Origin of the sequence: Micromonospora sp. DT46 (assembly GCF_049841735.1) — a bacterium.
Lineage (GTDB): Bacteria > Actinomycetota > Actinomycetes > Mycobacteriales > Micromonosporaceae > Micromonospora > Micromonospora reichwaldensis.
Genome location: NZ_JBNCKW010000005.1, coordinates 194850 through 213710 on the forward strand (window position 1 = coordinate 194850; position 18861 = coordinate 213710).

Annotated in this window: 23 protein-coding genes; 1 reads left to right on the plus strand and 22 read right to left on the minus strand. The window is 74.7% G+C overall.

Annotated features, from left to right (window positions below):
- Positions 1 to 2: 2 nt before the first annotated feature.
- The 9 genes from ACLQ20_RS15175 to hisD all read right to left on the minus strand — a co-directional run bounded on the left by ACLQ20_RS15175 (position 3) and on the right by hisD (position 6054).
- Positions 3 to 446 (minus strand): MarR family winged helix-turn-helix transcriptional regulator, encoded by a 444-nt coding sequence (locus ACLQ20_RS15175; protein ID WP_151454278.1) that lies wholly within the window; start codon positions 444 to 446, stop codon positions 3 to 5.
- A gap of 93 nt (positions 447 to 539) precedes the next feature.
- Positions 540 to 929: a RidA family protein gene (locus tag ACLQ20_RS15180; RefSeq protein WP_327029114.1), complete on the minus strand. Its 390-nt coding sequence runs from the start codon at positions 927 to 929 to the stop codon at positions 540 to 542.
- The gene (gene priA / locus ACLQ20_RS15185; RefSeq protein ID WP_151454280.1) at positions 926 to 1651 is read right to left on the minus strand and encodes a bifunctional 1-(5-phosphoribosyl)-5-((5-phosphoribosylamino)methylideneamino)imidazole-4-carboxamide isomerase/phosphoribosylanthranilate isomerase PriA; all 726 of its coding nucleotides are present in this window, start codon (positions 1649 to 1651) and stop codon (positions 926 to 928) included. The genes ACLQ20_RS15180 and priA overlap by 4 nt, the downstream gene beginning before the upstream one ends.
- A 17-nt stretch (positions 1652 to 1668) precedes the next feature.
- Positions 1669 to 1992 carry a hypothetical protein gene (locus tag ACLQ20_RS15190; protein ID WP_151454281.1) on the minus strand — a complete coding sequence of 108 codons (324 nt, stop codon included), beginning with the start codon at positions 1990 to 1992 and terminating at the stop codon, positions 1669 to 1671.
- 99 nt (positions 1993 to 2091) lie between these two features.
- Positions 2092 to 2724 (minus strand): imidazole glycerol phosphate synthase subunit HisH, encoded by a 633-nt coding sequence (hisH, locus tag ACLQ20_RS15195; protein ID WP_151454282.1) that lies wholly within the window; start codon positions 2722 to 2724, stop codon positions 2092 to 2094.
- The gene (locus tag ACLQ20_RS15200) at positions 2721 to 2894 is read right to left on the minus strand and encodes a hypothetical protein (protein WP_192581373.1); all 174 of its coding nucleotides are present in this window, start codon (positions 2892 to 2894) and stop codon (positions 2721 to 2723) included. Before ACLQ20_RS15200 ends, hisH begins: the two co-directional genes overlap by 4 nt.
- Positions 2894 to 3505, minus strand: coding sequence for an imidazoleglycerol-phosphate dehydratase HisB (hisB, locus tag ACLQ20_RS15205; RefSeq protein WP_132236332.1), 612 nt, complete (start codon positions 3503 to 3505; stop codon positions 2894 to 2896). Before hisB ends, ACLQ20_RS15200 begins: the two co-directional genes overlap by 1 nt.
- A gap of 94 nt (positions 3506 to 3599) precedes the next feature.
- On the minus strand, positions 3600 to 4673 hold the full coding sequence (locus ACLQ20_RS15210; protein ID WP_327029117.1) for a histidinol-phosphate transaminase: 1074 nt from the start codon (positions 4671 to 4673) through the stop codon (positions 3600 to 3602).
- A 58-nt stretch (positions 4674 to 4731) separates the two neighbouring features.
- The gene (gene hisD / locus ACLQ20_RS15215; RefSeq protein ID WP_327029118.1) at positions 4732 to 6054 is read right to left on the minus strand and encodes a histidinol dehydrogenase; all 1323 of its coding nucleotides are present in this window, start codon (positions 6052 to 6054) and stop codon (positions 4732 to 4734) included.
- A 106-nt stretch (positions 6055 to 6160) separates the two neighbouring features.
- Between hisD and ACLQ20_RS15220 the strand changes: the two genes are divergently transcribed.
- Positions 6161 to 6865, plus strand: coding sequence for an LON peptidase substrate-binding domain-containing protein (locus ACLQ20_RS15220; protein WP_151454285.1), 705 nt, complete (start codon positions 6161 to 6163; stop codon positions 6863 to 6865).
- Here the strand turns inward: ACLQ20_RS15220 and ACLQ20_RS15225 are convergent.
- The 13 genes from ACLQ20_RS15225 to ftsZ form a co-directional block, all read right to left on the minus strand.
- A complete protein-coding gene (locus tag ACLQ20_RS15225; protein ID WP_425856079.1) occupies positions 6780 to 7769 on the minus strand; it encodes a DUF2567 domain-containing protein in 990 nt (329 codons plus the stop codon). The genes ACLQ20_RS15220 and ACLQ20_RS15225 overlap by 86 nt on opposite strands.
- Before the next feature lie 56 nt (positions 7770 to 7825).
- Positions 7826 to 9358, minus strand: coding sequence for an AAA family ATPase (locus ACLQ20_RS15230; RefSeq protein WP_425856420.1), 1533 nt, complete (start codon positions 9356 to 9358; stop codon positions 7826 to 7828).
- A 640-nt stretch (positions 9359 to 9998) separates the two neighbouring features.
- Positions 9999 to 10943 carry an RluA family pseudouridine synthase gene (locus tag ACLQ20_RS15235; protein WP_151455897.1) on the minus strand — a complete coding sequence of 315 codons (945 nt, stop codon included), beginning with the start codon at positions 10941 to 10943 and terminating at the stop codon, positions 9999 to 10001.
- The gene (lspA, locus tag ACLQ20_RS15240) at positions 10940 to 11575 is read right to left on the minus strand and encodes a signal peptidase II (RefSeq protein WP_425856082.1); all 636 of its coding nucleotides are present in this window, start codon (positions 11573 to 11575) and stop codon (positions 10940 to 10942) included. Before lspA ends, ACLQ20_RS15235 begins: the two co-directional genes overlap by 4 nt.
- A gap of 66 nt (positions 11576 to 11641) precedes the next feature.
- On the minus strand, positions 11642 to 12061 hold the full coding sequence (locus ACLQ20_RS15245; RefSeq protein ID WP_121400566.1) for a TraR/DksA family transcriptional regulator: 420 nt from the start codon (positions 12059 to 12061) through the stop codon (positions 11642 to 11644).
- Between the two features lie 222 nt (positions 12062 to 12283).
- On the minus strand, positions 12284 to 13783 hold the full coding sequence (locus ACLQ20_RS15250) for a potassium/proton antiporter (protein WP_425856422.1): 1500 nt from the start codon (positions 13781 to 13783) through the stop codon (positions 12284 to 12286).
- Between the two features lie 22 nt (positions 13784 to 13805).
- Positions 13806 to 14105: a DUF167 domain-containing protein gene (locus ACLQ20_RS15255; protein ID WP_151455895.1), complete on the minus strand. Its 300-nt coding sequence runs from the start codon at positions 14103 to 14105 to the stop codon at positions 13806 to 13808.
- 18 nt (positions 14106 to 14123) lie between these two features.
- Positions 14124 to 14747 carry a hypothetical protein gene (locus ACLQ20_RS15260; RefSeq protein ID WP_151455894.1) on the minus strand — a complete coding sequence of 208 codons (624 nt, stop codon included), beginning with the start codon at positions 14745 to 14747 and terminating at the stop codon, positions 14124 to 14126.
- Between the two features lie 76 nt (positions 14748 to 14823).
- A complete protein-coding gene (locus ACLQ20_RS15265) occupies positions 14824 to 15636 on the minus strand; it encodes a DivIVA domain-containing protein (RefSeq protein WP_151455893.1) in 813 nt (270 codons plus the stop codon).
- A gap of 44 nt (positions 15637 to 15680) precedes the next feature.
- Positions 15681 to 15986, minus strand: a complete 306-nt coding sequence (locus ACLQ20_RS15270) for a YggT family protein (RefSeq protein ID WP_088999245.1) — start codon at positions 15984 to 15986, stop codon at positions 15681 to 15683.
- A gap of 30 nt (positions 15987 to 16016) precedes the next feature.
- Positions 16017 to 16712, minus strand: coding sequence for a cell division protein SepF (locus ACLQ20_RS15275; RefSeq protein WP_151455892.1), 696 nt, complete (start codon positions 16710 to 16712; stop codon positions 16017 to 16019).
- A gap of 191 nt (positions 16713 to 16903) precedes the next feature.
- Positions 16904 to 17650 carry a YggS family pyridoxal phosphate-dependent enzyme gene (locus ACLQ20_RS15280; protein WP_151455891.1) on the minus strand — a complete coding sequence of 249 codons (747 nt, stop codon included), beginning with the start codon at positions 17648 to 17650 and terminating at the stop codon, positions 16904 to 16906.
- A 9-nt stretch (positions 17651 to 17659) separates the two neighbouring features.
- A complete protein-coding gene (gene ftsZ / locus ACLQ20_RS15285; RefSeq protein WP_132236307.1) occupies positions 17660 to 18775 on the minus strand; it encodes a cell division protein FtsZ in 1116 nt (371 codons plus the stop codon).
- Between the last annotated feature and the right edge of the window lie 86 nt (positions 18776 to 18861).

The window sequence follows — 18861 nt, forward strand, 5'->3', positions numbered from 1 at the left end:
GGTCACTGCTCCTTCTGTCGGTGGATCGTCTCGGTGACCCGGGTGAGGGTGTCGCGCAGGGCGACCAACTCCGCCTCGGTGAGGCCCGTGGCGCGGGCGACCCGCAGCGGCACCTCGTCCATCCGGTGCCGCAGGGCCCGCCCGTCGCCGGTCAGGCCCACCTCCACCCGCCGCTCGTCGCGCGCCGACCGGGTCCGGACGACCAGCCCCGCCCCCTCCAGCCGCTTGAGCAGCGGGGAGAGCGTGCCGGAGTCCAGTCGCAGGGCGGCGCCGAGCTCGGAGACCGTGGGGGCGTCGTCGCGCTCCCAGAGCACCAACAGCACCAGGTACTGCGGGTAGGTCAGGCCGAACTCGTCGAGGACGGGCCGGTAGACGTCGGTGAGGGCGCGCGACGCGGCGTAGAGCGCGAAGCACACCTGCCGGCGCAGTACCAGATGGTCGGTCACCGGGGAACCGTAGCGCGCGATTAGATTGTGCGCAACCGATCAGGTCGCGACGCGGCGCGTCGGGCGGCACCGTCTCGGCGCGCTTCCCGGGGCTCAGCGGTCGCCGAGGTACGCCTCCAACTCCACCTCGACCAGATGGTCCGGGTCGAGCAGGCCGGCCACCACCACCATGGTGGCCGCCGGACGGACCGCGCCGAAGACCACGTTGTGCGCCCGGCCCACCTCGTCGGCGTACGTCCGGTCGGTGACGTACATCCGGGTCCGCACCACGTCCCCGGGCTCCGCGCCCACCTCGGCGAGCGCGTCCAGGCCGATCCGCAGGGCCTGCGCGGTCTGCGCCGCCGCGTCCCCGACGTGGGTGACCACGCCGTCCACCGTCGAGGTGCAGCCGGCCGTCCAGGCCAGGTCGCCGGCCCGGACGACCCGACAGTAGCCGTACACCGACTCCCAGGGGCCGCCCGAGCCGAGCCGCGTGACGGTCACGCCGCCGCCAGGGTTTCCAGCGCCTGCGCCACGGTGAAGGCGCCCGCGTACAGCGCCTTGCCGGCGATCACGCCCTCCACCCCGATCGGCTCCAGGGTGGCCAGCGCCCGCAGGTCGTCCAGGGTGGAGACGCCGCCCGAGGCGATCACCGGGGCGTCGGTGCGGGCGCAGACCTCGCGCAGCAGGTCCAGGTTCGGCCCGCGCATGGTGCCGTCCTTGGTGATGTCGGTGACGACGTACCGCGCCGCGCCCGCCTTGTCGAGCCGCTCCAGCACCTCGAAGAGGTCGCCGCCGTCGCGCGTCCAGCCCCGGGCGGAGAGGGTACGGCCCCGCACGTCGAGCCCGATCGCCACCCGGTCGCCGTACTCCCCGCACACCCGGTCGCACCAGACCGGATCCTCCAGGGCGGCGGTGCCGATGTTCACCCGGGCGGCGCCGGTGCCGAGCGCGGCGTGCAGCGACTCGTCGTCGCGGATGCCGCCGGACAGCTCCACCTTCACATCGAGCTGCCGCACCACCTCGGCCAGCAGGTGCGCGTTGGAGCCCCGGCCGAACGCGGCGTCGAGATCGACCAGGTGGATCCACTCGGCGCCGTCCCGCTGCCAGGCGAGCGCGGCCTCCAACGGGTCGCCGTACGTCGTCTCGCTGCCGGCGGCTCCCTGCACGAGTCGGACGGCCTGGCCGTCGGCGACGTCCACGGCGGGCAACAGGGTGAGGCTCACGGTATTTCTCCTCGAAGTCAGGTGCGACGGTCCAGGGCGATCACCACGATCGCCGGCAGTACGAGCAGCAACAGCACGACCAGCGCGATGCGCAGCGCCAGATCGTCGACGAGCGACCAGATCAGGACCATCGCCACCAGGGTCAGCAGCACGATGGCGGCCCGCTCGCCGCGACTGTGCCGGGGCAGCCGGCCCGTCCGCCCCCGGCGCAGCGACGGCGTCAACCGGCGGACCAGTGCCCGCCGCCGCGACCGCCGGGCGGTCCGCCGCTCACGGACGGCCCGCTCCCGGGCGACCTCGGCCTCCCGGGCCGCCCGGCGCCGGGCCCGCTCCTTGCTCACGGCGTGTCCCGCCGGGGGTGCGGTCGTCCGGGTAGCTGTCGACGCGCGACAGGGCGGCCGGCGGCGGGCCGGAGCGGGCCCGCCGCACCGGGCAGGCGCTCAGTCACCGGTGGGAAGCGTGGCGAGCCAGTTGCGCAGCAGCGCGGCACCGGTGTCGGCGGACTTCTCCGGGTGGAACTGCGCGGCGCAGAGCGGACCCCGCTCCACGGCCGCCACGAAGTCCGTCCCGTGGTGGGCGGTGGTGACCGTGGCGCCGGCCTCCGCCAGCGCGCCCGGGTCCCCGACCCCGTACGAGTGCACGAAGTAGAACCGGCTGTCGGCGGGCAGGCCGGCGAAGAGCACCGAACCCGCCGGCGCCGCGACCGTGTTCCAACCCATGTGCGGCAGCCGGGGGGCGGCCAGCCTGGTCACCCCGCCGGGCAGCAGCCCGAGCCCCTTGGTCACCACCCCGTGCTCGTCGCCGTGTTCGAAGAGCACCTGCATGCCCACGCAGATGCCCAGCACCGGACGGCCGGCGGCGACGCGCTCGGCGATCACCGGGCCGGCGCCGAGGGCCTCGATCCCGGCCATGCAGGCGGCGTACGCGCCCACACCGGGCACCACCAGGCCGTCCGCCTCGGCGGCGGCGGTCAGGTCGTCGGTCACCGTCACGTCCGCGCCGGCGTGGGCCAGGGCCCGCTCGGCCGAGCGCAGGTTGCCCGACCCGTGGTCGAGCACCACCACCCGGCTCACGCGCCCTCCCCCGGCAGCAGCCACAGCACGCCGCCGACCGTGGCCAGCGCGGCGAGCAGTGCCGTGAGGACCACCGCCTTACGCGGAGCGCCCTGCTTGTGCAGCGACAACGCCCCGCCGACCAGCACACCGGCCAGGATCAGCAGCAACGTCGGCAGCACCCCACCCATCAGAGCGCCCCCTTCGTGCTGGGGATCGCGCCCGCCGCGCGCGGGTCGACGGCCGTGGCCTCGCGCAGCGCGCGGGAGACCGCCTTGAACTGGGCCTCCACCACGTGGTGGGCGTCCGGGTGACCGCCGGGGCGGGCCGCCCGCAGCACGTCCACGTGCAGCGTGATCCGGGCCGCCTGGCCGAAGGACTCCCAGATGTGCCGGGTCATGCTGGTCGGGTAGACCGGCCCGATGTAGGGCGCCAGCACCGGCTCGTCGTGCACCACGTACGGGCGGCCGGAGAGGTCGACCGCGGCCCGGACGAGGACCTCGTCCATCGGGACGGTGGCCGAGCCGTACCGCCGGATGCCGGCCTTGTCCCCCAGCGCCTGGTCGAACGCGGCGCCCAGGGCGAGCGCGGTGTCCTCCATCGTGTGGTGGGCGTCGATCTCCAGGTCACCCACGGTGCGCACGGTCAGGTCGAAGCCGCCGTGCCGGGCGATCTGGTGCAGCATGTGGTCGTAGAAGCCGACGCCGGTGCCGATCTCGGCCCGGCCGGTGCCGTCGAGGTCGATCTCGACGAGAACCTTCGTCTCCTTGGTGATCCGCTCCACGCGGGCGGTCCGGCTCATTGCTTGCCTTTCGGTCGCGGCTGCGGGGCTCGCAAGCTCACTCCTCGCGCTCCCAGTTGCTTGCCTTTCGGTCGCGGCTGCGGGGCTCGCACGCTCACTGGATCTTCTCCGCGGCGGCGAGGAAGGCGTCGGTCTCGGCGGGGGTGCCGGCGGTGACCCGCAGCCAGCCCGGCAGGCCGACGTCACGGACCAGCACGCCGGCGTCGAGCAGGGTGCGCCAGGCGGCGGCCTGGTCGCCCCCGACCTCGAACAGCACGAAGTTGGCGTCGCTGTCGGCCACCCGCACCCCCCGCTCGCGCAGCCGCGCCACGATCCGGTCCCGCTGCGCGCAGATCGCGGCCACCGTGTCGAGGAGGGCGTCGCGGTGCGCCAGCGCCGCCCGGGCCGCGGCCTGGGTGAGCGCCGAGAGGTGGTACGGCAGCCGGACCAGCTGCACCGCCGCCACCACCGCCGGGTCGGCCGCCAGGTAGCCCAGCCGGCCGCCGGCGAACCCGAACGCCTTGCTCATCGTCCGGGTCACCACCAGCCGCGGGTGCCCGGGCAGCACCGCCAGGGCGCTGACCGTGCCGGGGCGGGCGAACTCGGCGTACGCCTCGTCGACGACCACCATGCCGGGCGCGGCGTCCAGCACCGCGGCGACCACCGCCGGGTCGAGGGCGGTGCCGGTCGGGTTGTTCGGCGAGCAGAGGAAGACCACGTCCGGGGCGTGCTCGCGGACCTGGGCGACCGCCTCGTCGGCGCTCAGCCCGAAGTCGACGCCACGGCGGGCCGGCACCCACCGGGTGCCGGTGCCGAGGGCCAGCAGCGGGTGCATCGAGTACGCGGGGACGAAGCCGAGCGCGCTGCGCCCCGGGCCGCCGAACGCCTGGAGCAGCTGCTGCTGGATCTCGTTGGAGCCGTTGGCCGCCCACACCTGCTCGACGGTGAGCCCGTGGCCCAGGTAGCCGGCCAGGTCGGCGCGCAGCGCCACGGCGTCGCGGTCCGGGTAGCGGTTGAGGTCGCGCAGCTCCGCCGCGAGGGCCTTGCCGATCGCGTCCACCACCGGCTCGGGCACCGGGTAGGAGTTCTCGTTGGTGTTCAGCCGCACGGGCACATCGAGCTGCGGCGCCCCGTACGGCGACAGCCCGCGCAGGTCGTCGCGGATCGGCAGGTCGTCGAGCCCGCTCATGCCGCCACCTCGCTTCGCTCGGCGACGGCATCGGGGCTGAGCCTACTGGTTCGCTCGCTCACGCCAGCTCCCCCGGGAAGCGCACCTGGACGGCCCGGCCGTGCGCCGGCAGGTCCTCGACGCCGGCCAGGGTGACCACGTGCGGGGCCACCTCGCGCAGTGCCTGCTCGGAGTAGTCGATCAGGTGGATGCCGCGCAGGAAGGACTGCACCGACAGCCCGGAGGAGTGCCGGGCGCAGCCGCCGGTGGGCAGCACGTGGTTGGATCCGGCGCAGTAGTCGCCGAGCGACACCGGCGACCAGGCGCCGACGAAGATCGCCCCGGCGTTGCGCACCCGCAGCGCCCACTCGCGGGCGTCCCGGGTCTGGATCTCCAGGTGCTCGGCCGCGTACGCGTCGACCACCCGCAGCCCGGCGTCGAGGTCGTCGACCAGGACGACGCCGCTCTGCTCGCCGGTGAGCGCGGTGGTGACCCGCTCGGCGTGCTTGGTGGCCGGCACCTGCCGGGCCAGCTCCCGCTCCACGGCCTCCACCAGCTCGACCGAGGGGGTCACCAGCACGCTGGCCGCGAGGGGGTCGTGCTCGGCCTGGCTGACCAGGTCGGCGGCGACGTGCGCCGGGTCGGCGGTGTCGTCGGCCAGGATGGCGATCTCGGTCGGGCCGGCCTCGGCGTCGATGCCGACGACGCCGCGCAGCAGCCGCTTGGCGGCGGTGACCCAGATGTTGCCCGGCCCGGTGATCATGTCGACCGGGTCGCAGTGCGCGGCGCCCTCGGCGTCGACCGCCGCGCCGTACGCCAGCATCGCGACGGCCTGGGCGCCGCCGACGGCGTAGACCTCGTCGACACCCAGCAGGGCGCAGGCGGCGAGCACCCGGGCGTCGGGCAGGCCGCCGTTCTCCTTCTGCGGCGGGCTCGCCACCACCAGCGAGCGCACCCCGGCCGCCTGGGCCGGCACCACGTTCATCACCACGGTCGACGGGTACATCGCCAGGCCGCCGGGGACGTAGAGGCCGACCCGGTCGACCGGCACCCAGCGCTCGGTCACCGTGCCGCCCGGCACCACCTGGGTGGTGTGGTCGGTGCGGCGCTGGTCGGCGTGCACCTTGCGGGCCCGCGCGATCGACTCCAGCAGCGCGGCGCGCACCTCGGGAGCGAGGGTGCCCTCCGCCTCGGCGATCGCCTCGGCGGGCACCCGCAGCACCTCGGGCGAGATCCCGTCGAAGCGCTCACTGGCCTCCCGGATCGCCGGGTAACCATGCTCCCGGACCGCCTCCACGAGGGGGCGGATCCGCTCGACGGCCACGGAGACGTCGAGTTGGGCACGGGGCAGCAGGCGGCGCGGGTCACGGACGCCGCCGCGCAGGTCGATCCGGTTCAACACCCTTGCGAGTCTAGGCGGCCCGCCCGGACGGCGACCGGCGCCGCCCGTACGCCGGGACGGTGAGCCGGGCCACGCCGCCGCGCCGGGATCGGGCTACGCTCGACGCGTGACTGCGCGGCTGCCGGTGTTTCCGCTCGGAATGGTCCTCTTCCCCGGTCTGGTGCTGCCGCTGCACATATTCGAGGAGCGCTACCGCGCCCTGGTCCGGCACCTGGTCGCGCTGCCCGAGGACGCCCCGCGCGAGTTCGGCGTGGTGGCCATCCGGGCCGGCTGGGAGGTCGCCCCCACCGGGCCGGACGGCAAGCCGCTGCCCGGTGGCGGCGACGTCACCCTGCACGAGGTGGGCTGCACCGCTGAGCTGCGGCAGGTCACCGAGCGCCCCGACGGTGGCTTCGACATCGTCACGGTGGGCAAGCGCAGGTTCCGCGTCGCCGACGTCGACCGGGACACCGAGCCCTACCTGACCGCCGACGTGGAGTGGCTGCCCGAGCCGGGCGGGCCCGACGAGGTCGCCGACCTGCTCGCCGCCCGGGTGATCTCGGTCTTCCGGCAGTACCTGGGCCTGATCCGGGCCGATCCCGAGGAGCTGTCCGAGCAGTTGCCGGAGGATCCGACGGTGCTGTCGCACCTGGTCGCCGCGACGGCCGTGCTGACCGTGGCCGACCGGCAGCGGCTGCTCGCCATCGACGACACCGCCGCCCGGCTCCGCGCCGAGCTGCGCCTGCTCAACCGTGAGGCGGCGCTGCTGCGCCAGGTGCGGGCGGTTCCGGTGCCGTTGACGGAGCTGGCGTCCCCGCCGACCCCCAACTGAGCCCGGGCAGGCCGGGCTCGCGCTCCGGGCGCAACGACGGCCAGCGGGACCAGCCGGCCAGCAGGGTGTACGTCACGGCCGCGCCGAACGCCGGCAGCAGCAGGTTGCCGTGCGGCACCGGCAGCACGCCGAACACCCACTCGATCCCGCCGGCCCGCAGGTCGGCCGGCTTCTCGAAGGCCTGCCCGACGGGCGCGCTCTCCAGCAGCCGCTCGTAGCCGGCCAGCCCCGTGCGCCGACCCACCTGCCAGGCGACCAGCGCCGCGCCGAAGGCGCCGAGCACGATGGCGAACAGCCCGACCGGTCCCCGGAGCCGGCGCAGCAGGAACCACAGCACGAGGGCGGCGAGCACCCCGAAGCCCAGCCCCAGCAGGCTGAACCAGCCGTCGGCGGCGATCGGCTGCTCCGGCTGCGGCTCGGCGTAGATCGCCCCCTCGGCGACCTTGATCACCGGCGTGTCCGGCGCGAGGGCGGCCCAGAGCAGCCCGAGCGGCACCCCGAGCACGCTCGACGCGAGCACCGTCAGCAGGGCGAGCCGCACCGCCCGCCCGCGCGGCAGGTCCGGCTCCACGGGCACGGGCGAATAGCCGGCGGCGTACCCGAGGTCGGTGTTGCCGGGGACGTACCCCGGCGGCCCGTCGTGCGGCGACGCGCCGGCCGGTGCCCGCCACGCGTCGCCGGTCGGGGCGTACGCCGGTGCGCCGGTCGTGGTGTGCCACGGGTCGCCGGTCGGGGCGTGCGGCGGTGTCGTCCCCGCGTCGTACGGCGGGGCGGGTTCCCGGGCGTCGTGCGGGTCGGCGGGGCCGACGCGGGCCGGCGGGTCGGGTTCCGCCCGGGCGGCCGGTGCCCCCGGCTCGTCGGGCCGGGGGCCGGGCCGGTCGGGTTCGGGGGTGTCCGCGCTCACCCGGTGATCCTCTCAGGCCCGTGGGCGCCGTGGGCGGTCGGTGGCGGCACACCCGCTCACCGGGCGAACGGCTCCAGCATCACCGAGGCGGCCTTGAGCCACGCCTGCCGGGTCTCCTGCTGGAGCTGGTGGTACTCGATCGAGGAGCCGGTCTCCAGCGCCGGGTCGTACGGGACCACGGCGACGGCCCGGGTACGGGTGGCGAAGTGCCGCTCCAGGTCGTCCTGCAACGGCGAGCGGCCCGGGGTGGGGCAGGAGATCAGGGTGACCGCGTTGTCGGCCAGCTCCCCCATCCCGACCTCGTGCAGCAGGTCCAGCATCCAGTCGGCGCTGAACGCGGCGTCCTCGCGGGGCACGGTGGTCACCACGAGCTGGTCCGCCGCCTGCATGACGGTGCGCCAGTTGGCGCTCTCCACGTTGTTGCCCGTGTCCACGCAGACCACGTCGTGGGTGCGCCGCAGCAACTCCAGCACCCGCCGGACGGTGAACTGGTCGAGGCGCTGGGCGAAGCGGGGGCTCTCCTCGCCGGCCAGCACGTCGTACGAGCCGTCGGAGGCGTGCCGCAGGTAGTCGTCCAGGTGCGCCAGCAGCTCCGGGCCCTCCTTGATCTCGACGTGCGCGAGATCGCCGACCAGGTGCCGGATGGTCCGGGCGTGCCGCGCGCTGCCGGCGCGCAGCCCGAGCGTGCCGCGCAGCTCGTTGTCGTCCCAGGCCAGCACGCCCCGCCCGCGTACGCTGCCGACGGTCGCCGCGGCCAGCACGGTGGCGGTGGTCTTGTGCACCCCGCCCTTCGGGTTGGCGAACGCGAGCACCCGGGGGGTGCCCAGGTCGCGGCGGAGCACCCCGACGGCGCGCTCCACCTCGTTCTCCGTGCCGCGTGGGCGCCACTCGACGCGCGCCGGGTAGCCCCGCTCGGCGGGCGGCGGTGCGAGCGGCGGTGCGGTGGGCGGTGGAGCGGCGACCGGCGGCACAACGGGCGGCGGCGCGGCGGGCGGCGGTACCGCCGGCGGTGGCACGGCCGGCGGTGGTGCGGCGGGCGGCGGCACGGCGGGCGGGGCCTGGTGGGCGCGCCGGGAGCGATAGCCGTTGTCAAGCACCGCGTAGCGGGACTCGACCGGGGGCGGCTCGTGCCGGTAGCCGTTGTCCAGCACCGCGTAGCGCGACTCGACCGCCCCCGGGCCCCGGCGCGGCTCGGTCTCGATGCGGGGCGGCGGTGGCTGGGCCGGCACGCGGTACGCCTGCTCGGCCGGATACCCCGGGTCCGCCCGGTAGGACGGCTCGATCGGATCCGCCCGGTAGGACGGCTCGATGGAGCCCGACCGGTAGCTCGGCTCGATGGGATCCGCCCGGTAGGACGGCTCGACCGGGTCCGACCGGTAGGACGGCTCCACCGGATCCGACCGGTAGGACGGCTCCACCGGATCCGACCGATAGGACGGCTCCACCGGATCCGACCGATAGGACGGCTCGATGGGATCCGACCGGTAGGACGGCTCCACCGGATCCGACCGGTAGCTCGGCTCGGGCGGCTGTTCCGGCTCCACCCGGTAGGCGGGCTCCAGCGGGTCCACCCGGTAGGCCGGCTCCACCCGGTAGGTGGCCTCGGCCCGGTAGCCCGCGTCGACCGGCCGGCCGTACTCCGCGCCGTACGCGGGTGGGCCGTCCGCGCCGTACGGCGGCGGGCCGGGCTCCGGCGCGTACGGCTCGGGGGCCCGCCCGATGGCCGGCACCCGCGCGGCATAGCCGTTGCCCGACGAGCGGCGGGGCAGCGGCTCCGGCGGGAGGGGCGGCGGATCGGCGTGTCGGTCGGCCTCGGCCTGCTCGGCCGTGCGGCTGCCGTGCCGGGCCCGGTCGAGCAGCGCCCGCCACCGCGGTGCTGGTTCGGCCGGCCGCCCCCAGCCGGTCTCGCTGCCCTCCAAGGCTCGCCCTCCCAGCGCCATCGATGCCCGTCTGACAGGCTACGAACGAAACCCTATTCGGACCACACCCGTCTACGCACCTTCGGTTCTTCCTCCCGTCACGGCACGGGCCCCCGTACGCCGTCGGCGCCGGCGTACGGGGAGGTCGACGGGACCGCCGGTGGCGACCCGCCGCCGGCCGGTCCGGCCGGTGTCGGTGATGGTTGCGTCACGCCCGGCGCGGGTTCCGACGTTTCGCCCACTGTCGGGTCGGGGGTACCGGCACACACGGCGGGATCCCCTCGTCGGATCGTCACGGGCGGGACGACGCTCAGTCGCGGAGGATCTCGAGCGCGCGGTCCAGGTCGTCAGGGTAGTCGCTGACGAAGCGGACCTCGTCCCCCGTGCGGGGGTGCAGGAAGCTCAGCGACCGGGCGTGCAGCCACTGCCTGGACAGGCCGAGCCGGGCGGACAGGGTCGGGTCGGCGCCGTACGTGAGGTCGCCCACGCACGGGTGCCGCAGCGTGGAGAAGTGCACCCGGATCTGGTGGGTGCGCCCGGTCTCCAGCCGGACGTCGACCAGGCTCGCCGCCGGGAACGCCTCCACCGTGTCGTAGTGGGTGATGCTCGGCTTGCCGCCGGAGACCACCGCCCAGCGGTAGTCGTGGGTGGGGTGCCGGTCGATCGGGGCGTCGACGGTGCCGCGCAGCGGGTCCAGGTGCCCCTGCACCACCGCGTGGTAGCGCTTCTCCACCTCGCGGTACTTGAACGCCCGCTTCAACGCGGTGTACGCCTGCTCGCTCTTGGCCACCGCCATGATGCCCGTGGTGCCGACGTCGAGCCGGTGCACGACGCCCTGCCGCTCGGCGGCGCCGCTGGTCGAGATGCGGTGCCCGATGGCGGCCAGCGCGCCGATCACCGTCGGGCCGGTCCAGCCGGGGCTCGGGTGGGCCGCGACGCCGACCGGCTTGTCCACCACCACGATGTCGTCGTCGGCGTACACCACCCGCAGCCCGGGCACCGCCTGCGGCACCACGGTGGGCGGGGCGACCGGCGCGGGCAGGGTCACCTCCAGCCAGGAGCCGGCCTTCACCCGGTAGGAGTTCGGCCGGGCGGCCCCGTCGACAAGCGCGTCGCCGGCGTCGACCAGGGCCGCGGCGGCGGTGCGGGACAGCCCGAACAGCCGCGACACGGCCTGGTCGAGCCGCGTGCCGTCGAGGCCGTCGGGGACGGGCAGGGAACGGTGGTCGCCACCGGCGGCGAAGGCGGCGGTCATGCCCGCTCCCGCTGTCCGGCGTCGGCCTGGGCCGCCGCCTCGTCGGAGGACTCGCCGTGGCCGATCCGGCTGCCGTCACGCTGCCGGCCGGTCAACTCCAGCAGGAGGGCGAGCAACACACCGCAGACGAGGGCGCTGTCGGCCAGGTTGAACACCGGGAACACCCGGCCGTACGGGGCGAAGACGCTGACCATGTCCACCACGTGCCCCACGAACCAGCCCGGGGCGCGGAAGACCCGGTCGGCGAAGTTGCCCAGCGCCCCGCCCAGCACCAGGCCCAGCGAGATCGCCCAGGGCAGCGAGCGCAGGCGCAGCGCCATCCAGACGATCCAACCGACCACCCCGAGGGTGATCAGCGGGAAGACCCAGGTGTAGTCGGCGCCGATGCTCCACGCCGCGCCGCTGTTGCGGGTCAGGCTGAGGTAGACCGCGCCGCCGAGCAGCCTGACCGGCTCGCGGTCCTCGAGCGCGCCCAGGGCGAGGTGCTTGGTCGCCGCGTCGGCGGCGAGCACCGTGAGCGCGAGGCCGAACAGGGTGGCGGCGGCCCGGCGGTGGGGCGTGCCGGACCTCGGCTCGGCGCTGTCGGCACCCGGCTCAGCGCTGCCGGGCCCGGCGGGCGGTGCTTCGGACATCTGCTCCCCATCGACGCTCGCGGCGACGCGTCCGCGCCGCCTCCCATGGCCGCCGGGGAGCGGGCCTCAGCGCCGCTCCTCCAGCTGCTTGCACGTCACGCAGAGGGTGGCCGACGGGAAGGCGGCGAGCCGCTCCACCGGAATGGGGTTGCCGCACCGCTCGCACCAGCCGTAGCCACCCTCGTCGAGCCGCTCCAGCGCCCGCTCGACCTGCGTGATCCGTTCCAGGATGCTGTTGGCGAGTGAGATCTCCTGCTCACGCTCGAACGTCTTGGTCCCGGTGTCGGCCTGGTCGTCCCCGGCCGAGTCGGTCAGCCGGTCGCGCTGCAGCTCGGTGATCTCGCTCAGCGTCCGATCGTACTCGGCGCGCAACTCGTCACGCCGCGCCGCCAGGGCCGCCCGGATCTTCTCGGTCTCCGCAGCGCTGCGGGTGGCCTTCGCCACCGGCTTCCGACCGGCGGTCCTGGTGTCGGCTGGCTTCGCCATCGTCGCTCCCTCGGCCGCGGAACCGCGGCGTTCCGCGGCACCTGGACAGGGGCCGCCGGCATCGGCGCCCCCAGGTACAAAAGGGGCGCGCGGCGACGGGGCCGCGCACTCCGGAGATTCGCAAGAATACGGAACGTACAGGCGCACGACAACGTGCCGCTCCGACGTACCGGCGTTCGGCCCCTGGTCATCCCTAACCGGGGCAAAAGGAACGCTAGCAGATCACGTGTCGGGACCCCGGCCGTACTCGCCAAACCAGCGGGCCAGCCGGCCCCGCCGACTGACCGCCCGCAGCCGCCGCTCCGCCTCGTCGCGCACCCCGGCCGTGGCCACGATCAACATGCTGTCGCCGGTCTTCAGCCGGAAGTCCGGGCCCGGCACGACGCCCGCCCCGTCGCGCAGCACCAGGGTCACCGAGGCGCCCAGCGGCAACCGCAACTCGTCGACGTGCACCCCGGCCAGCCGGGAACCGGGCGGCACCTCCAACTGGAGCAGGTCCGCGCCCATCCGCTCCAGCGGCGCCGTCTCCACCCGGATCTCGGTCGCCTCGGCCGGCGCGGTGACCCGCAGCCGGCGGGCCACCGGAGCCAGCGTCCCCGTCTGCAACAGCGTGAAGATCACCACCAGTACGAAGACGGAGTCGAAGAGCCGGTCGGCGCCCGGCACCCGCTCCGACAGCGGAATGGTGGCGAGCACGATCGGCACCGCCCCGCGCAGCCCCGCCCAGGACAGGAACGCCTGCTCGCGCAGGCCGAACCGGAACCGCAGTGCGGACGCCGCCACCGACAGCGGCCGGGCCAGCAGCACGAGCGCCAGCCCGGCGACCACCGCCGGCAGCACCGCCGAGCCCAGCCGGCCCGGCGAGACGAGCAGCCCGAGCAGCACGAAGAGCCCGATCTGGGCCAGCCACGCCAGGCCGTCGGCGAAACCGAGGATCGCCTGCCGGTGCGGCAGCCGGGCGTTGCCGAGGATCACCCCCGCCACGTAGACGGCGAGGAAACCCGAGGCGTGCAGCACCGCGCCGGCGGCGTAGGCGAACACGGTCAGTCCGACCGCCGCGATCGGGTAGAGCCCCGCCGACGGCAGCGCCGCCCGGCGCAGCGCCCACCGCCCGCCGACGCCGGCCGCGAGGCCGACCGCCGCGCCGGCGCCCAGCTCGTAGCTGACCAGGGAGATCTCGTACCACCAGGGGTGGGTGACGCCCTCCCGGGACAGCAGCACCACCAACAGCACGACCGGGGCGTCGTTCATCCCCGACTCCGCCTCCAGGGTGGCCACCAGCCGGGGCGGCAGCCGCAGCCGGCGCAGCGTGGCGAAGACCGCCGCCGCGTCGGTGGAGGAGAGCACCGCGCCGTAGAGCAGGGCCAGCCGCCAGTCCAGTCCCAGCAGCAGGTGCACGACGAGGCCGACGACCAGGATGCTGACCACCACGCCGACCGTGGAGAGCAGCGCGGCCAGCCCGAGCACCGGACGCAGGGTGCTCCACCGGGCGGTCAGCCCGCCCTCGGCGATGATCACGATGAGCGCGCAGAAGCCCAGGGTCCGGGTCAGCTCGACGTCGTCGAAGCGGATGCCCAGCCCCGCCTCCCCGATCGCCACCCCGAGGGCCAGGTACGCCAGGAGGCTGGGCACGCCGAGCCGGGTGGAGAGACGGACCGCGCCGACCGCGACCAGCAGGACACCCGCACCGAGCAGGAGCGCGAGATCCAGCCCCGGCGTCACCGCCGCCCGGCCCCGGCGTCCGTCACCCGGCGGCCCCGTCACGCAGCCGGCGCAGCGCCTCCGTCAACTCCGGAGCGGGCCCTTCGACCAGGAAGAGCTTGTCGCGGCTGGCCGCGCCGGCCCGCAACGACACCACGGCCGGCCGTACGCCCAGTGCCCCGGCCAGCGCCCGCCGGGCCGCCTCCGTGGCCCGCCCGTCCACGGCGGGGGCGTGCACCGCGATCACCAGGGCCGGACCGTGCGGCCCGTCGAAGCGGCCGCCGACGCGCGCCCGGGCGGAGCCGGGCTTCACCCGGACCGCGACGGTCAGCGTGGCGTCCATCAGGAAGCGTCCCGCCGCTCAGATCCGACCGGCGTCGGCGAGCAGGGCGGTGTCGGGCGCGCAGCGGCCGCACGGGGTGAAGCCGAGGTCGACGGCCTCGGCGACCGGAAGCGGCTCGTGCTCCCGCCCCACGAGGTACGCGCAGTCGGCCAGGTGGTAGCGGGGCCGCCCGTCGACCACCCGCACCTCGGCGGCGAGGCGGGCCACCCGGGCGGCCTCGCCCGGGGTGACGTCCTGCGCGGGCGGCTCGTCGTCGTACGGCACGGCGGGGCCGGCACCGGGCGTGGCGGCGGCCGGGACGGTGCCGTCGGTCACCGGCGGCTCGGGCGGTTGCCGCCACCCGGTGCCGTCGGCGTCGACCGTGGAAGGAACGTGCTGGACAGGGATCTCCGGCTCCGCCGGCGGCCCACCGGCGAAGGCCGGTCCGGCCGGGCGGGTCGCCCGACGGGGTCGCCACCCCGGCCGGCCCGGGTCCGCCGCCGCCCGGTCCGCAGCCGCCTGGCGGGCGCCCGCGACCAGCGCGACGGCGGCCAGCAGGCTGGCCGCGATGGAGATGGTCAGGAGAACGCTGGAGCCACCGGCCAGGCCGAGCACCAGCAGCACCACCGCGACGAGGATGAGCAGGAGACTGGCGACTATCACGGCTCACCCCCGCCGCGTCGTGCTGATGAGGCGAGGTCGGCGACCGTCATCGTGACGACGGTCGCCGACCGATGGTTCAGCGCCCGGTCTCGAGAGCGCCGGAGCGACCGCCGCCGCCGTAGGAGCCGGCGAGCCCTGCGGTGGCCAGCCCGTTGCCGCCGCTGGCGGCCCGGTTGCCCTCACCACCACGGGTCATCTCGACCTCCAGGCCCTGGCCGCGGCCGTCGAGGTCGCGCAGCTGGCTCTCCAGGTAGGCCTTGAGCCGGGTGCGGTACTCGCGCTCGAACTGCTTGAGCTCCTCGATGTGCTTCTGCAGGGCCGTGCGCTTGGCGTCCAGGCCGCCCATGGCCTCCTGGTGCCGCTGGCGGGCGTCGCGCTCCAGGGCGTCGGCCTTGGCGCGGGCCTCGCGGGTGACCTCCTCGGCCTTGGAACGGGCCTCGGAGAGCAGCTGGTCGGCCTCGCGGCGGGCGTCGGAGACGTGGTCGTCGGCGGTCCGCTGGGCCATCATCAGCACCCGCAGCGCCTGCTGCTCACCGTCGGCGCCGCCGACGGCCGGGCCACCGGCGGAGCGGACCTGCTCCAGCTCGGCCTGCATCGCGCGGGCGGCCTGCTCGGCCGCCGCCTTGTCGCGCTGCACCCGGTCGAGCTGGGCCTTGACGTCGTTGAGCTCCGCCGCGAGACGGGCGTCGCCACCGGGGCCGGCGGGGGCGCCACCACGGCCGCCGCGCTCCACCTGGGCGCGCAGCTCGTTGTTCTCCTCGATGAGACGGGCGAGCTCGCGCTCGACCTCGTCCAGGAAAGCGTCGACCTCCTCCTCGTCGTAGCCCCGCTTGCCGATCGGCGGCTTTTTGAAGGCGACGTTGTGGACGTCGGCCGGGGTCAGCGGCATCGAAACTCCTCGGGTCAGTTGCGGCCGCGAAAGCGCGTCGGTCATCAGACGGTGCCGATGATCGACCGCCTCAACACGAACTCCATCAGCACGAACAGGATAACCAGGAGCACAAGTGAGGCCAGGTCGATGCTCACGGTACCAATTCGCAACGGAGGGATCACACGCCTCAACGCGTTGAGAGGGGGATCAGTGACGCTCCACACGATTTCCAGCCCCACCGATGCCCCACGCCCCGGCTGCCAGCGACGGCCGTACTGGAGGACGGCGCTCAGGACGAACCGGGCCAGCAGGACGAGCAGGAAGAAGTAGAGCACCAGATACAGCACTTGCAGCACGATCGACAACACGGCAGGCGACGTCCCTCGGGTCGGGCGGGGCTAGCTCAGGCTGAAGAAGCCGCCCTCGGCGATCTTGGCCTTGTCCTCCGCGGTGACCTGGACATTGGCCGGTGAGAGCAGGAACACCCGATTGGTCACGCGCTCGATCGTACCCCGCAGCCCGAACGCGAGGCCGGCGGCGAAGTCCACAAGTCGACGCGCGTCGGCCTCGTCCATCTCGGTGAGGTTGATGATCACCGGAACGTTGTCGCGGAAGTGCTCACCGATGGTGCGCGCCTCCCGGTACGTGGTGGGGTGCAGCGTGGTGATCTGGTAGCGCTGCTCCTCCTCGGCGACCACCGCGCGCTCCCGGGGCTGCGCCTGCGGCGCCAGGGCCAGGTTGTCGCGGGTGTGGTAGGTCAGCGCGCCCGACGTGTCGCCGGCCGACGGCCGGGTGATGGAGCGGACGCTGGACCGCTCGGCCCGCTCCGCCCGGTCGGTGTCGCCCCGCTCGGCGTCGGCCGCCCGACCGGCGGCGCGCTCGGAGAGCCGGCCACGGTCGCTCAGCCGGGACCGGGGCGCCGGCGGCTCCTCGGAGTCGTCCTCGTCGTCGTCGGCGAACTCCTCCGAGTACCGGCTCTGCCGGTAACGCGAATCGCGGTAGCCCCCCTTGTCGTAGCCACCGTCGTCGTAGGCCCGCTCGTCGTCCTCTTCGACCAGACCGAGCCAGACCCCCGCCTTGCGCAGTGCACCCATCCCGCGCCCTTCCCGTCCGCCGTGCGGCACGCGCCCCCGTACCGTGTCGCTTGTCGCGAGTGGACCACTTCTGCCCACCGGGGCGGATCGGCAATCCCCTGGCACGCGATTCGCGTCGCGTGCCACGACCCCCGACAACGGGATGCCGCTCCCCCAAACAACACAGATGTAATTTGCTTCCCGCGGTCAGGCTACCGCAGCGTGGGACGCATTCCGAGCAACGCGCTGCCGACGCGGACATGTGTCGCGCCGTACCGGATCGCGATTTCCAGGTCGCCGCTCATCCCGGCGGAGAGCGCGGCGGCTCCCGGGTGGACCGTCCGGAACCCGGCGGCCACCTCGGCCAGCCTGGCGAACGCCCGCTCCGGCTCCCAGCCCAGCGGCGCCACCGCCATCAGGCCGGCCAGTCGCAGCGCCTCCGCGCCGGCCACCGCCTCGGCCACCGCGCCGAGCCCGGCGCCCGGATCGGCCGAGCCGGGCAGCGCCCCGCCCCGGGCCGCGTCACCGTCGATGCTCACCTGGACCAGCACGTCCAGCGGCCGGTCCCGCGCCGTCGCCGACGCCGCGTCCAGCGCCCGCGCCAGCCGGACACTGTCGACCGAGTGCACGACGTCGGCGTAGCGGACCACCGACCGGGCCTTGTTGCGCTGCAACTGCCCGATGAAGTGCCACCGGGGCGTCACCCCCGCCGCGGCCACCTCGGCCGACTTGGCGGACGCCTCCTGGTCGCGGTTCTCCCCCATGTCGACGACGCCGAGCCCGGCCAGGGCCACCACGTCCCCGGCCGGGTAGGTCTTGGTCACCGCGATCATGGTGACCTCGGAGTCGTCCCGACCCGCGGCGGCACAGGCCTCCGCGATCCGGGACCGTACGCGGCCCAGGCCGGCCGCGATCTCGGCGCGCCGGTCCGGGCGCACCGTGGCTGGGCTGTCGGTCATCGGCGGTACTCAGGAACCGTTCTTGAGGAAGTCGGGCACGTCGACGTCGTCGAAGAGCACCCGGCGGGGCGACTGCTGCGGGGCCGGCATGGTGGCCGGCGGCGCGACCGGGGCGCTCGGCTGGGCCGGCTGGTTCTGGTTGCTCTTGCGGGGCGGCTCGGCCGCCTTGTACGCCGGCGTGCCGCCGTCGAAGCCCGCCGCGATGACGGTGACCCGCACCTCGTCGCCGAGGGCGTCGTCGATGACGGCGCCGAAGATGATGTTGGCGTCGGGGTGGGCCGCGTCGGTGACGAGCTGGGCCGCGTCGTTGATCTCGAACAGGCCCAGGTCCGACCCACCGGCGATGGAGAGCAGCACGCCGCGCGCGCCGTCCATGCTCTGCTCCAGCAGCGGGCTGGAGATGGCCGCCTCGGCCGCCTCGACGGCACGGTTCTCGCCCCGCGCGCTGCCGATGCCCATGAGGGCGCTGCCCGCGCCGCTCATGACGCTCTTCACGTCGGCGAAGTCCAGGTTGATCAGACCCGGCGTGGTGATCAGGTCGGTGATGCCCTGGACACCGGAGAGCAGCACCTGGTCGGCGGTGCGGAACGCGTCCATCATGCTGATGTTGCGGTCGCCGAGCGCCAGCAGCCGGTCGTTGGGGATGACGATCAGCGTGTCGCACTGGTTGCGCAGTTCGTCTATTCCGGACTCCGCCTGCACCTGGCGACGCTTGCCCTCGAACGAGAACGGCCGGGTGACCACGCCGATGGTCAGCGCGCCGAGCTTGCGGGCGATGTTCGCCACCACGGGCGCGCCGCCGGTGCCGGTGCCGCCGCCCTCGCCGCAGGTCACGAAGACCATGTCGGCGCCCTTGAGCACCTCCTCGATCTCGTCGCGGTGGTCCTCGGCGGCGTTCTTGCCGACGTCGGGGTTGGCGCCGGCGCCGAGCCCGCGGGTCAGCTCACGGCCGACGTCGAGCTTCACGTCGGCGTCGCTCATGAGCAGCGCCTGCGCGTCGGTGTTGATCGCGATGAACTCGACGCCCTTGAGCCCAACCTCGATCATCCGGTTGACGGCGTTGACGCCGCCGCCACCGATGCCGACGACCTTGATGACCGCCAGGTAGTTGTGCGGAGGTGTCATCTCCGGTCCTTTCCCTTCGAGATTGGCATGGGCCGACCGGGTAGGGCCTGGCCAGACCAGCGGCCGACGACAGCTGTCACCAGCGA